The 13,359-nt window shown below is 65.2% G+C and carries 10 protein-coding genes; all 10 read right to left on the bottom strand.

What is annotated here, in order from left to right:
- Positions 1-280 precede the first annotated feature (280 nt).
- From AC3A43_RS17125 to AC3A43_RS17080, 10 genes are read right to left on the bottom strand one after another with little or no spacing between them, the layout of a single operon-like run.
- A complete protein-coding gene (locus tag AC3A43_RS17125) occupies positions 281-1,564 on the bottom strand; it encodes a peptide MFS transporter (RefSeq protein ID WP_487793744.1) in 1,284 nt (427 codons plus the stop codon).
- Positions 1,561-2,571, bottom strand: a complete 1,011-nt coding sequence (locus tag AC3A43_RS17120) for a dipeptide epimerase (RefSeq protein ID WP_487793743.1) — start codon at positions 2,569-2,571, stop codon at positions 1,561-1,563. The genes AC3A43_RS17125 and AC3A43_RS17120 overlap by 4 nt, the downstream gene beginning before the upstream one ends.
- Positions 2,571-4,562: a serine hydrolase domain-containing protein gene (locus tag AC3A43_RS17115; protein WP_487793742.1), complete on the bottom strand. Its 1,992-nt coding sequence runs from the start codon at positions 4,560-4,562 to the stop codon at positions 2,571-2,573. Before AC3A43_RS17115 ends, AC3A43_RS17120 begins: the two co-directional genes overlap by 1 nt.
- On the bottom strand, positions 4,559-5,854 hold the full coding sequence (locus AC3A43_RS17110) for a metal-dependent hydrolase family protein (RefSeq protein ID WP_487793741.1): 1,296 nt from the start codon (positions 5,852-5,854) through the stop codon (positions 4,559-4,561). Before AC3A43_RS17110 ends, AC3A43_RS17115 begins: the two co-directional genes overlap by 4 nt.
- A 29-nt stretch (positions 5,855-5,883) precedes the next feature.
- Entirely contained in the window at positions 5,884-6,894 is a 1,011-nt protein-coding gene (locus tag AC3A43_RS17105) for a dipeptide epimerase (RefSeq protein ID WP_487793740.1), read from the bottom strand.
- A gap of 22 nt (positions 6,895-6,916) precedes the next feature.
- Positions 6,917-8,356, bottom strand: coding sequence for a serine hydrolase domain-containing protein (locus tag AC3A43_RS17100; RefSeq protein WP_487793739.1), 1,440 nt, complete (start codon positions 8,354-8,356; stop codon positions 6,917-6,919).
- A gap of 4 nt (positions 8,357-8,360) precedes the next feature.
- Positions 8,361-9,986 (bottom strand): N-acyl-D-amino-acid deacylase family protein, encoded by a 1,626-nt coding sequence (locus AC3A43_RS17095; RefSeq protein ID WP_487793738.1) that lies wholly within the window; start codon positions 9,984-9,986, stop codon positions 8,361-8,363.
- A 46-nt stretch (positions 9,987-10,032) separates the two neighbouring features.
- Entirely contained in the window at positions 10,033-11,112 is a 1,080-nt protein-coding gene (locus tag AC3A43_RS17090) for an alpha/beta hydrolase (RefSeq protein ID WP_487793737.1), read from the bottom strand.
- Positions 11,109-12,278: a YkvI family membrane protein gene (locus AC3A43_RS17085; protein ID WP_487793736.1), complete on the bottom strand. Its 1,170-nt coding sequence runs from the start codon at positions 12,276-12,278 to the stop codon at positions 11,109-11,111. The genes AC3A43_RS17090 and AC3A43_RS17085 overlap by 4 nt, the downstream gene beginning before the upstream one ends.
- A complete protein-coding gene (locus AC3A43_RS17080; RefSeq protein ID WP_487793735.1) occupies positions 12,275-13,321 on the bottom strand; it encodes an N-acetyltransferase DgcN family protein in 1,047 nt (348 codons plus the stop codon). The genes AC3A43_RS17085 and AC3A43_RS17080 overlap by 4 nt, the downstream gene beginning before the upstream one ends.
- Positions 13,322-13,359: the final 38 nt, after the last annotated feature.

Genomic DNA, 13,359 nt, shown 5'->3' with positions numbered 1-13,359 from the left:
TTCGGGAGATCGGTTTAAGGCGGCTTTGGGTTGGGAAGCGGACGCTCCCTGTCGCGCAGCGATGGGGAGGGGGACCGTCCGCGAAGCGGATGGTGGAGGGGCGGCAACGTCGGCTTCATCGCCCCTCCGTCAGCGCTTCGCGCTGCCACCTCCCCCATGGCTTCGCCACAGGGAGGATCGCTTGTCCGCAATCGGTCGTTAGCGGTCACGCGAGGAAGGCCTACATGAACCTATCCGGTCGATTGCGCTTGTATCACCCTCCCCGCGCGCTTGCGGTCGGTCAGTCGCCCTTTGGTGCCCACGTCGGATCGACACGCCGCACCGCGCCGTCTAGCGACCGCAACAGCCCCGCCGCGGCCAGCGCGATCAGCGCGAGCATGGCAAAGAAGCCTGCGTGGTCGACATAGCTCCACAGCATCCCGACGAGGCCAGCCGACAGGCTGCCGGTGAAGATCGCCAGATACCAGGCCGCGACCGTCGTCGCGCCGAGCCGCGGCGGCGCGAGGCGGGCGAACAAGCCGAGGCCGGTCGGCAGGACCAGCAGCTCGCCAAAGGTGAAGATGGCAAAGAACATCGCGAACCACAGCCATGATGCCTTGGCATCGCCGCTGCCCCACTCGACCGCCGCGAGCAGGAGATAGGCGCAGGCGACGACGACGGCGCCGAGCGCCATGCGCCGCGCCGGCGACGTGTCCTTCCCCGCGTCGGCGCGGCGGTGCCAATAGGCGAGCAGCGGCGGCGTCATCAGCATGACGAGCAGCGGGTTGAGCGACTGAAACCAGGTCATCGGGATCGTGAAGGCGCCGGCCGCGCGATCGAGGCCCGTGTCGGCCCACAGCGCGACCGTATTGCCGACCTGTTCATAGGCGCCGCGGAAGACGGTGACCGAAAGAGCGACGGCGAGCAGCACCATGAAAGTGCCCTTGTGATCGGCCCAGCGCATCGGCGGCATGTCGCCGGTCGGCATGCGCGGCGGTTCGGGCGGCAGGTAGCGCTGTCCCCACAGATAGATGACGAGGCCGACGAACATGCCGATGCCCGCGGCACCAAATCCATAGTGCCAGCCGTACAGCTCGCCCAGCGTGCCGCAAATCAGCGGCGCCAGGAAACCGCCGATGTTGATGCCGACATAATAGACATTATACGCCCACCCCCGCCGCGGATCGCCCGCCTGGTACAGGTCGTTGATCTGGCTAGGCAGGCTGGGAAGGAACAGCCCGTTGCCGAGCGCGATCGTCGCGAGCGCGAAATAGAACAGCGGCTCGAACGCCATCATGAAATGGCCGATCGCCATGATGCTGGCGCCCAGCACGACAGCGCGCCGTTTGCCCAGCAGCCGGTCGGCGATCACGCCGCCGACGATCGGGGTAAAATAGGCGCAGGCGGTATAGGCGCCATAGACGAAGGAGCTGTGCCCCTGCGTCATCAACAGCTCCTTGGTCATATAATAGACCAGCAGCGCACGCATCCCATAGTAGGAGAATTGCTCCCACATATTGGTCAGGAACAGGACGGTCAGCCCGCGCGGCTGACCGAACCATGTCGGCGCGCTTGTCTGTGTCATGCGTCGACGACCGCCCGCGCACCCCAAACCGCTTCGTCGCACCAGATCGTGCCGTCGCGATAGGCGACGGCGGGCGTCCGATCCTGTTTGAGGAAGGTTGGCCCGTCGAGATCGACGAGATCGCAAAGCTGGCCGACGACAAAGCCCGGCGCCGCGCCGAGGCTGCTGCACACCATGCAGCCGACCATGATACCCAGCCCGGCCTCGCGCGACGCCGCGGCGATCATCAAAGCTTCGGTCAGCCCGCCGCACTTGTCGAGCTTGATATTGAAGACGTCGAAGCGCCCCTTCAGCCCGGCAACATCGGCGAGCGTGAGCGCGCTCTCGTCTGCCGCGAGCGGAATCGGCGCATCATAGCCGTCGAGATCGGCCTCGCGCCCGCGCGCCAGCGGCTGCTCGATCAGCGAGACATCGGCCGCAAGCATCGCGGCGACCAGCCTGTCGAGATCGCCGATTGCAAAGCCCTGATTGGCGTCGACCCCCAACCACACATCGGGACGCGCCGCGCGGATCGCGTTGACGCGCGCGATGTCGAGATCGAGTTCGCCGGTCAGCTTGACCTTGATCGAGCGCGCCTCGCGCCAGGCGATGGCCTTGTCCGCCATCGTCGCGGGTTCGTCCGCGCCGAGCGTGAAGGTCGTGCGCAGCGGCCGCGGCGCGTCGAGCCCGGCGAGTGCCCAGACCGGCCTGCCCGTCTGTTTCGATTCCAGCTCCCACAAAGCCGCGTCAACCGCATTGCGCGCCCCGCCGGCCGGCAGGATCGACCGCAATTCATCCCGCGACGGATGCGCCTCGATCGCATCGCGCGCGCCGCCAAGCGCGGCGAGCATCTGTTCGAGGTCGTCGCCGATATAATAGACCCCCGACGCCTCGCCCCGCCCGACATGCGTGCCGTCGTCGAGCGTGACGATGACGGCATTGCGGCTGTCGAACACATGGCCCGAGATGCGGAAGGGTTCGGCGAGCCGGAGCGGCTCGACCGAGACCCCCATTTTCAGGCGTGACATCAGTAGTTCACCGTCATCGCGATCAGGCCGAAGGTCCATGCGACATAGAAGGGCATGAGGACGGCGAACAGCACAAGCAAGGCCCAGAGCGTGCGGAACCAGCCGCGCTTTTCCTGGCGGACAATACGGAGGTTCCACGCCGCGAGCAGGATGCCGCCGACGAGGATAATCAGCCCTGCGATCTGGAGGAACCACAGCCACGGATCGTAGGACGGCAAAGCCTTCAGTTTCGACATGCTGATGACCCACGCGGCAACCAGTGCGAGCACAAGGCCCGCCCCGACGCGGACACCGCGATAGACGCGCAGCGAACGACGCTGAAGCGTCAGCGGCGCCTTGTAATGACGGCGGATCAAGGCCGAAGCGGGCCACTGGAGCAGCGTTATCAACAAGACGCCCAGGCTGATGTACATCGCGGGCATGATCCACGCCGCCGACTTCGACGCCGGTGCGCGGTCGAACACCATGAAGGGCGAGATCCCGTCGATGCTCCAGCGCACGACCTTGCCATCGACGACCTGCGCGGCGAGCCGGCCGTGACCATCGGCGTTGTGCCAGACGAACGGTGACGTCTCGACCCATTTCGCGGGCTTTCCGCTGAGATCGCGTCCTGCCGGAACGATGAGCTCGCCCTTCGGACCGACACTGATCTTCACCTGACCGAAGAGCGAGGCGATCGCATAGAAATTGGTCTCCGCGCGGCGGCTGTTGAGCCAATTGCCGGCCAGCATTTTCGCATGCTCAGCCGAGGTCTTGGCGTCGACGCGGGCGCTCGGCATTTCGTTGCCGGGCAAATAGCGATCGGCGAAATCCTCGAACAGCGCGCGGCGCACCGGACCAACCGAGCCCTGCTCCCCCGTGGCGTTGAACGACATATAAATGCCGATATTTTCTTTCGTGAACAGATGGAGCGCGGTGTGAAAGGCCTGCGTATCACCCAGATGGCCGATTACCTGCCGGCCATTGATGTTGGTTTCAAAGAAACCCAGCTCCATCCGGTTGAGCGGCGGCAGGATCGTCAGCGGCGTGTCGTGCATCAGCCGCGCGGTTTCGGGCTTCATCAGCCCCGCCCCTTGGTTGAGGTGCGAAATCATGAATTTCGCCATGTCGGCGCCTGTCGATGAAAGCCCGCCCGCGGGCGACGGACCGACGATTTCAAACTTGTACGGCCCCGTCGAAAGCTGGCGATAGCCCGTCGCCATGAACGGCGCGAACGCCTTGGGAAGCGGCTGGCGGAAGGTCGATTGCGTCATGCCCAGCGGCTGGAAAATCCGCTGCTCGACATAATCCTCGAACGACATTTTCGACACGCGCTCGACGATATAGCCCGCCAGCGCGGTGCCATAATTCGAATAGGAGGGCGTCGTTCCTGCGGCGTAGATGCGGTTCGGAATCCCGCCTTTTACCAGATCGCCCAGCGAAATCTGGAATTTCGGATCGTCGAACATGGTCAGCTTGCCATGCTCCTCGAACCCGGCCGTGTGCGTCATCAACTGGCGCATCGTGACCGGCTTGCCGTCTTTGAGCGGGATTTTGAAATCGAGGTAGGTGTTGACGTCGGCGTCGAGGTCGATCTTTCCGGCCTCGACCTGTTGCATCACCGCAGTCCAGGTGAACAGTTTCGACACCGATCCGGGGCGGAACAAGGTGCGCGCGGGATCGACCGGCGTGCGCTTCGCCGCATCGGCATAGCCAAAGCCGCGCTGTGTCAGCACCTGCCCGTCCTTGACCACAACGATCACCGCGCCAGCGAGATCGCCGCGCCGCAGTGCGAAGGGCATCATGCCATCGAGCCAGCTGTCGACGTCCTGCTTGGTCAGCGTTGCCGATGTCGGGAACACGGCGGGCGCGGACGACACGGGATTTTGCGCCTGCGAAGCGGAGGCGGGTGCGACGATCGGCGCCAACGGTGTGGCCGGCGTCGACGCCGCGGTGCCGAGCATCATGACGAGCGGCAGCAGTGCGAACAGCTTGATCGATCGCATCGTCATTCTCCGGCCTCCCGCGCCACGACGCCGCGCGCCATGACGAAGCCCATGGTCTCGAGGCTACGCACATCGGTCAGCGGGTCGCCTTTCACCGCCACGATATCGGCCGACTTGCCGGCGGCGATCGTCCCGATTTCGGCTTCGAGCCCCGTATGTACGGCGCCCCAGACGGTCGCGGACTTGATCGTCTCCAGCGGGGTGAGCCCCGCCTTCACCATCAGCGCAAATTCGCGGGCATTTTCGCCATGCGCCGACACGGCACTGTCGGTCCCGAACGCGATGCGGACCCCGCCGTCATGCGCACGGCGGAGGGCGTCGACCATCAGCGGGCCGACCGTGCGCGCCTTGGCGCGAACCGGCGCGGGCATCCAGTCGGCGGTTTCGGCCTGACGCGCGACGGTATCGCCGGCGAGCAGGGTGGGAACCAGATAGCTGCCCTTCGCCTTGAACAGCCGGATCGATTCCGCGTCCAGATAGGTACCATGCTCGACCGAATCGACGCCGGCGCGCAGCGCGGCGTTGACGCCGTCGGTGCCGTGCGCGTGCGCCGCAACCTTGCGCCCGAGCCGGTGCGCGGTGTCGACGATCGCGATCAGTTCGGCGTCGCTCATCTGCTGACCCAGCCCTGCCGCGGTGTTCGACATCACGCCGCCGGTCGAGGCGGTCTTGATGACGTCGGCGCCCTGCTGCACCGCCAGACGGACCGCGCGCGCGCAGTCATCGGCGCCCGAACATAATGTCGGCGAACGAAACAGGTCGATGATTTCCTGACGATAACCATGGACGTCGCCATGGCCGCCATGTGCCGCGACGCCGCCTGCGGCGATGATGCGCGGGCCGACGATCTTGCCCGTCGCGGTCGCGTCGCGCAGCGCATTGATCGCTTGCGGATCGGACCCGAGATCGACGACGGTCGTGAACCCGGCGCGCACCGTACGTTTCGCAAAGACAACGCCGTCGAACGCCTGATCGACGGTCGATTTGGTCACCGCATCGAGGCGGCTCGTCGGGCTCGATTCAAAGGTCAGGTGGACATGGCTGTCGATGAAGCCCGGCATGACGAACTGGTCGCGCAGGTCGACGATCCTGCCCTCGCCGACGAAACCGTCGCGGATGGCGGCGATCTTTCCGCCTTCGACGACGATCGTCTTGTTCGTTTCGACACGGCCGTTCGCGGGGTCGGCCAGCAACCGTCCTGCGTGGATATAGGTCGTCGTTGGTGCCGACTTCTCTTGCGCCGCAGCCGGCTGGATCAGCGCCACCAGCGCGAGACCTGCGAATATCGTCTTTTTCATCCTGCTTCTCCCAAACCCTGCCTTGACGATCAACGCCCTTCGCGGCCCCATATCGCTTCGCCGCACCATGCATCGCCGTCGGCATATTCAATCGACGGCGTGCGATCGTTCGCAAGGAAGATCGGGCCGTCGAGATCGACGATGTCGCAGAGCTGTCCAAGGATGAACGCCGGCGCCATCGCGAGGCTCGATCCGACCATATTGCCGACCATCACGCCCAGCCCGAGTTCGCGGGCGCGCTCTGCGATCGCCAGCCCTTCGGTAAGCCCGCCGCATTTATCGAGCTTGATGTTGACGACGTCGAACCGGCCGACCAGCCCGTCGACGTCAGCCAGCGTGAGGATGCTTTCGTCCGCCGCAATCGGTATCGGGCATTGATATCCGGTCAGGTCGGCTTCGCGGCCGCGCGCCAGAGGCTGTTCGAGCAGCTTGACGTCGGCGGCGACCAGCGCGGCGACGAGCGCATCGAGATCGCCGATTGCGAAACCCTGATTGGCATCGACGCCGATCCAGCATTCGGGCCGCGCTGCGCGCACCGCCTGTACCCGGGCGATATCGACGTCGAGGTCGCCGGTGAGCTTGAGTTTGAGCGCGCGCGCCTGTGCATAGCGGCGTGCGCCCTCGGCCATCACGTCGGGATCGTCGGCGCCGAGTGTGAAGGTCGTGCGGAGCGGACGCGGTTCGGCGAGGCCAGCGAGGTCCCAGACCGGCACGCCGCTGCGCCGGGCTTCGAGTTCCCACAGCGCACAATCGATCGCGTTGCGCGCACCGCCTGCCGGCAACAGCGACTGCAATTGCTCGCGCGTCACCCCCGCCTCGACCGCGCCGCGTACGCCTTCGATGGCAGCAGCCATCACGGGAACATCGTCGCCGAGATAATAGACGCCAGATGCCTCGCCGCGCCCTTCATGCTCGCCGTCCGAAAGCGTGACGAGGACGACCGGGGTGTCGGTGAAGACATGCCCCGAGATACGGAACGGCTTGGAAAGCGGGAGCGCTTCGATCGCGAGGTCGAGCGAGAGGGGGGTGTTGGTCGTCATCGAAATTTGTCCTTCAGTCGGTTCAGGGCGCTTTGGCCGCGGGCGCGAGCGCCGCTGCGATCTGCGACAGATATTTGTTCCAGTCGAAGGCCTGACCCTCGGGGGTCCAACCGAGGCGGACGATCACCGCATCCTGCGACGGGATCGCCGCGACGATCTGGAAACTATGACCGCGCGCCATCACGGTATCTTCGGGCAAGTCCGGATAGAGCTTCCGGCGTTCGCCCTCGGCCTCGGCATGGTTCAGCCAGAGCTGCGCACCATAGACGGGCCGCGGCGCGGCCTTGGTCGGCGCCACCGCAAAATCGAGCCATTGCTGCGAAAGCAATTGCTTGCCCCCCGCCTTGCCCTTGTTGAGGTACAACAGCCCGTAGCGTGCCCAGTCGCGCGCGGTGGCATAGGCATAGGAGCTGCCGACCTGCACGCCCGCTTCATCGGGTTCGATCAGCGCGCTGGTCATGCCCGTCGGCTCGAACAGACGCTTTTGCGCGAAGCGCGTCATGCCCTCGAGCGTCCCGCCCGTCGCCTGAAACACGATGCGCGAAAGGATATTGGTCGTGCCCGACGAATAGCTCCAGTTCGTACCGGGCTCGTGACTCAGCGGCTTGGCCGCTGCAAGGGCGCCCATGTCGCCCGCCTCGAACAGCATCTTGATCGAGTCATTGCCGGGCACATAGCTTTCGCTGAACGTCAGGCCGCTCGACATCGTCAGCAACTGGCGCAGCGTGATTTTCGCGCGTGGATCGCCCTCGCCCTTCCACTCGGGAACAGGCGCAGGTTCGTCTAATTTGAGCACGCCATCATCGACCAGCAGGCCGACGAGCGTCCCCATGATGCTCTTCGACGCCGACCAGCCGAGCAGTTCGGTGTTCCGGTCGAAGCCGGGTGCATAATGTTCGGCGACGATCGCGCCGCCCTGCACAACGACGATCGCGCGCGTGTCTGGATAGCCGCCCTTATTCTGTTCCTCGAACGCGGCGGTTACGGCCTTGTCGAGCGCGGGACGGTCGAGCTTCGCCTCGGCCGCCGCCTGAAGCTTGCGCACCGGGGCATCGCCGATCGGCCACGGCTTCGCGGCACTCCCCCGCGTCGGCTTGAGCCGCGCCGCCTGCGCGTCGAGCGCCGCGGTCGAAACATCGCCGGTCAGCAGCGTGCACCCCGCGACCGGGCGATACAGCGCGGTACGCGTCGCCGCGCCGGGCGCCGATGCGGTGACGGTGCGCGCGTTGCGGTCCACCGTCAGGGTTATCGCCTTCGTGAACGGCGCGAACGCATGAATATCATCGCGCAGGACATCGGCCTCCGCGCGCTCGGCCACGAAGATGCTGGCGCACGCGATCTGCGCGGACACGGCGGTGCCGAGATCTTCTGTGGTCGAAATCGCCGGAGCGGCGGCCAAAGCCGGCGCCGCGACGACGAGCGCAAGGCCGGTGAGGCAAAGGCTGGAAATGTGCCGGGTCATATCCTCAGACCCCGCAGCTATGGCGCAGCACGGCGCCGGCCCTGGCGCCGGTGTGCTTGCCGCCGGCAATCGTGACGACGCCGTTGACGATCACCGTTTCAATGCCCGTCGGCGAGGCCGTCGGCTTTTCCCAGCTCGCGACATCGTCGAGCTTGTCGAGGTCGAAGACGACGATATCGGCGCGCATCCCGTCGCGGATCAGCCCGCGGTCGGTCAGCCCCATGCGCTGCGCGGGCCAGCCGGTCATCTTGCGCACCGCATCCTCGAGCGACAGCACCGGACGGCGCTTCACATATTCGGCGATGATGCGCGGGAAGGTCCCGTAGGCGCGCGGATGCGGAAGCCCCAGTGCATCCATTGCACCCGGCTTTTCGGAGGCCGCCGCATCGCTGCCAATGCTGACCCACGGCTGCTTGAGCGCCGTCTCGATGTCCTGCTCGCTCATCATAAAATAGAGCGCGACCGAACGGTTTGGCAGCCCTTCGAGCGCGATATCCCAAGCGGCGTCCGCCGGGTCGATATTCAGCGCAGCGCCAATTTCGGCCAGGCTTTTTCCGTGAAAACGCTCGTATTTCTTGCTGAAGCCATTGGCGAGCCGCACATTCGCAAAGCCGCCCGATGCGTGGACGAGGTTCGACCAGCCGGGCATCGAGCCCGCAGCGACTTCCTTTTTCATCCGCTCGCGCACTTTGGGATCGCGAAGCCGTTCGATACCCTTCTGCAGGCCGTCGGCCCACACCCAGCTCGGCGCGATGATTTCAAGCCCGGTGCCGCCCGCAGTATAGGGATAAAGGTCCGCCGCAACATCGACACCGCGCGCGCGCGCCGCGTTGATCGTCGCCACCGCCTGCGGCATCAGCTTGCCCCAGCCGGGCGCATAGGCAGCTTTCAAGTGGAAGATTTCGACCTTCACCCCGCCCTTTTCGCCGATCTCGATCGCTTCCTCGATCGCCTTGACGAGGCCTTCGCTCTCGTCGCGCATGTGGGTGGCGTAGAAGCCGTCGCACTGCGCCGCGACCTTCGCCAGCGTGACGAGGTCGGACGTGGTCTGGAAGCTGCTCGGCGCGTAGATCAGCGCGCTGGTGATGCCGAACGCGCCATTCTCCATCGCGATCTTGACCTCGCGGCCCATTTCCTCGAGCTGCGCCGCGGTAGGCTGCCCCGCACCGTCGCCCATGACTTTCACGCGCGCCTGCGTCGCCGAATAATAGGTGCCGTAATTGACCGAGATGCCCTGCTGTTCGAGCGTTTTGAAATGCGCCGGGATCTCGGCTGCCGCGGCTGGCGGCCCGCCTTCGCCGGCAATGACCGTGGTCACGCCCATCAGGAGCTTGTTCTCAGCCGCGCCATTTTTGAGCAGGACGCGCCCCGACTGGTCCATCATGTCGATAAAGCCCGGCGAGACATAGCGGCCCTTGGCGTCGATTTCCTTGGCACCGCGTCCCGAAACGCGGCCGATGCGCACGACCCGACCGTCCTTGACCGCAACATCGGCGCTGACCCACGGACTGCCCGCGCCGTCAAGCACGCGCCCGCCGCGGATCACGATGTCATATTCGGGGGCCGGGGTATTCGCGGCGAGCAGCATCGGCAGCATCGTCATCGCACCAAAAAGGATCTTACGCTTCATCTTCATTCTCCCTGTCGCCGGCCCTCGGGACCGACGGCTTTCGCTGTCATTTCTTTGCCGCGACCTGCGCATCGGCGCGCACCGTGTCGACGACCTCGCGAACCGCGGCGATCACGACTTCGGGGCGATCGACCTGGATATAATGGGTCGCGTCGGGAACGAGCTGCTGGCGCCCGCGGGTCGAAAAGGCCGCCTGTTCGGCATGGAGCGCCTTCCATTCCTGTTTGAAGCGCGCGCCTTGTTCCGCCTTCATCTTCAACCCTTTCAGCTGCTCGGGTTTGAACGGTGCCATAGCGGTCAGCACGATCAGCGGCCGGTTGCCGAAAGTCTGAACCGCGCGCGCCTGCTTCTGGGTGCGATCATAGCCATCGAGTTCGGACGTCGAGCCGCGGATCGAGCTGCTGGTGTAGGCGCCCGATATGGCCAGCGAATCGCCAAGCCTTTTGGTCTCGGCCGCATTCCGAAGCTTCGGTTTGTCACTTTGCGCGATCACGAAGCGGACAAGGCCCGTCCACGCCAGCGCCTTTGCCGTGTGCATCAGAGTCGACGCCTGCCTGGGGTGAACGTCCAGCCCTGTCGCTTTCCCGAGCCGCATAACCTGGTCGGGCTGCGACGGATCGACCATCACCAGACCGGCGACCTGATCGCCATATTTCCCGGTATAGGTCCGCGTGTACGGACCGCCGATCGAGTGGCCGACGAGGACGAGCGAATCCTTGATTCCTGCGCCTTTCAGCAGCGCATGCAGATCCTCGGTGACAGCTGCGGCGTCCTGCGGTGTGTCCTTGGGATCGCTCCACATGATGCCGGCGCGGTCATAGGCGCAGGTGCGGGTAAAGCTCGCGATCTCGTCGTGGACCAGCGTCCAGTCGAGCGTCCCGCCGGTGCCGAGGCCCGATTCCAGGATGACGGTCGGCGATCCGGTACCGCGGCAGTCGATGTGCATCTTGCGACCGCCGACATCGACCAGCTTTCCGGGCGGCGGATATTTTTCCCGCGCATTCTTGCGCCCCAGCGCCTCATAGATCGCGCCCACGGCGGTGACCAGAATCAGCAGCGCGAGCAGACCCAGTAATATGCGCTTGATCCAGCGCCGAACCCGCCGCCAACCAGTCAGTTTCGTCATGTCACATTCCCCTGAACGGCGGATTGAAATTCCTGTTCCTTGCTGGCGGCGCGGCCGCGAACCAGCCTGAACAATCCGACCGTCAGCAGCGGCAGGACATAGACTGCGAGAAACACATAAGAGAGCGCGCGGTACCCGCTGGCGATCAACGTCACGAGGCCGAAGCGATCGGCGAGAAACATGCAGCCGACGAGGAGTGCCCCGGCGATGGCGGCGCGGGCGCGTTTGCCGAGCGGCGCATGGCCGCGCGACTGACGCGCCGCGTCGACCCGCTCATTGATCGCATGCACCGACCCTGCCCCGCTTTCGAGCAGCGCGGCAAAGATCATGAACTGGAACAGCAAGTGGAACAGCGGCATTTCAAGTTGCCGCAGCATGAAATCGGACGGCAGCGTCTCGCCCATGATGCCGGGATAAAAGGCGATCATTGCCACAAAGAACAGAATGGCGGGCGCCATCGCCAGCGGCCCGGCGATCAGGCCCGAGACGACCGCGTCGCGCTGGCTGGTCAGATGCCGAATCACCGGCAGGATCACGACCGCGCCGATGACATTGTATCCGGTATAGGTCAGCCCGCCGAGGACCCAGCCTTCCGAAGGCGCCGGAATGGCAAAACGCGCTGCAATCTCGTCACCGAAACTGCCGAGCGCGAAGATCATGAACAGCGCGTAGACGCCATAGAGGAGGAAGGAGACATATTTGAACAGTCCCTCGACCGAGGCGTTGCCGAACGTCACGAACAGCGCGATCGATGCGGCGAGGAATGCGGTGCCCGCGAGCGGCGGCCAGCCGAATATCGATGCACCGATCTCGCCCGCCGCTGCGCCGAACACCGCAAGCACGAGCGTCACGAGGAGGACATAGCCGACCTCGAACAGGATCCAGCCGCGACCAAGCAGCCCTTCGAAAAAGCTGCGATAGTCGAAGGCGCCAATCGCGCGGGCGAATGCAAAGGTCGTGGCGCAGATTATGCTCCACAGCAGCATCGCAAGCACCATCGCCGCCAATCCGCCCCACGGCCCGCTCGGCAGGAAAAATTCCGCGAGCTCGCGCCCGGTGGCATAACCGCCCCCGATCACGACAGCCTTGAAGGCAAAACCCGGCAGCAGGAAACGCTGGAACCACGAGGATCCAGCAGCAGTTGCCGGGGCGGCCGCTGCGCTCATGCGAGGCAGCTATCCACCAGACGGTCGAAAGCGGCGCCGCCGCGGATGGGATCGGCGACGGGCAGTCCGAGCCGTTCGCTATCGGCCGCCATCAGCGCGATAGCCTCATCCTCCGCCATATGCGCAGTATTATAGGAGATGCCCGCGCAGCGGATTGCGGGGTTGGTCCGCGCGCCGAGCCGCAGGTTGAGATCGATCGTCTCTTCAATGCTCGGCAAGCGATAGCCCGGGGAACCCAATATCTCTTCGCGCCCGGGCTCGTGACACACGACGATCACGTCGGGCTGGCTTCCGTGGAGCAGGCCCAGCGATACCGCGGCGTAGGCGGGATGAAACAACGACCCCTGCCCTTCGACGAGATCCCAATGATCATCCGCCGCGTCGGGACTTACCGTCTCTGCCGCGCCGGCCTCGAAATCCGAGACCACTGCGTCCATCGGCACACCGCCGCCGGCAATCATGATGCCGGTCTGTCCCGTCGCGCGGAAATCGGCGTCGACGCCGCGGTCGGTAAAAGCGCGCGCGAGAGCAAGCGCCGTATATTTCTTGCCCAGCGCGCAGTCGGTTCCCACGGTGAGCAGCCGCTTGCCGGTCCGCTTGCGCCCCGTGCCGACCGGCAGCCCCTTGGGCGGATGGCGAACATCGATCAACTGGCGACCGAGGCGCTGCGCATGCGCCGCGAGTTCGGGCATATCGGCCAGCCGCATGTGCATACCGCTGATGATATCGAGCCCCGCATCGAGCGCTTCAAAAAGCGCAGGCATCCAGTTATCGGGTATTACACCGCCGCTGTTCGCGACACCAATGAGCAGCGAACGCGCACCCCGCGCCTGCGCCTCGGCCGGCGTAAGCTGCTCCAGCCCCGCACTGACCGTTGCGCCAGGCAAGGCATATTCGCCGACGCATTTTTCGGGTGCCCAGTCGCGAAGACCGAAGGCGGTCTTCGCATAGCCGCGCACCGTCGTGTCCCCAAGGAACAGCAGATAGGGCTGGGGCAATTGCAATGCGCCGGCGGCGGCATCGAGGGAGGTTTGAATGTTCACGTCTCTCACCAAAATCGGAAGGGAAGCCCGAACACGGC

The organism is Sphingopyxis sp. Soil_C_28, assembly GCF_057657055.1.
The sequence above is the reverse complement of the archived record's forward strand: the minus strand, read 5'-3'. Positions and strand labels throughout refer to the sequence as shown.

Bases quoted from the DNA above. Each gene is read 5' to 3' on its own strand.
- AC3A43_RS17100 (WP_487793739.1), bottom strand. From the start codon at position 8,356: ATGACCCGGCACATTTCCAGCCTTTGCCTCACCGGCCTTGCGCTCGTC.
- AC3A43_RS17085 (WP_487793736.1), bottom strand. From the start codon at position 12,278: ATGAGCGCAGCGGCCGCCCCGGCAACTGCTGCTGGATCCTCGTGGTTC.
- AC3A43_RS17090 (WP_487793737.1), bottom strand. From the start codon at position 11,112: ATGACGAAACTGACTGGTTGGCGGCGGGTTCGGCGCTGGATCAAGCGC.
- AC3A43_RS17125 (WP_487793744.1), bottom strand. From the start codon at position 1,564: ATGACACAGACAAGCGCGCCGACATGGTTCGGTCAGCCGCGCGGGCTG.
- AC3A43_RS17095 (WP_487793738.1), bottom strand. From the start codon at position 9,986: ATGAAGCGTAAGATCCTTTTTGGTGCGATGACGATGCTGCCGATGCTG.
- AC3A43_RS17105 (WP_487793740.1), bottom strand. From the start codon at position 6,894: ATGACGACCAACACCCCCCTCTCGCTCGACCTCGCGATCGAAGCGCTC.
- AC3A43_RS17115 (WP_487793742.1), bottom strand. From the start codon at position 4,562: ATGACGATGCGATCGATCAAGCTGTTCGCACTGCTGCCGCTCGTCATG.
- AC3A43_RS17110 (WP_487793741.1), bottom strand. From the start codon at position 5,854: ATGAAAAAGACGATATTCGCAGGTCTCGCGCTGGTGGCGCTGATCCAG.
- AC3A43_RS17120 (WP_487793743.1), bottom strand. From the start codon at position 2,571: ATGTCACGCCTGAAAATGGGGGTCTCGGTCGAGCCGCTCCGGCTCGCC.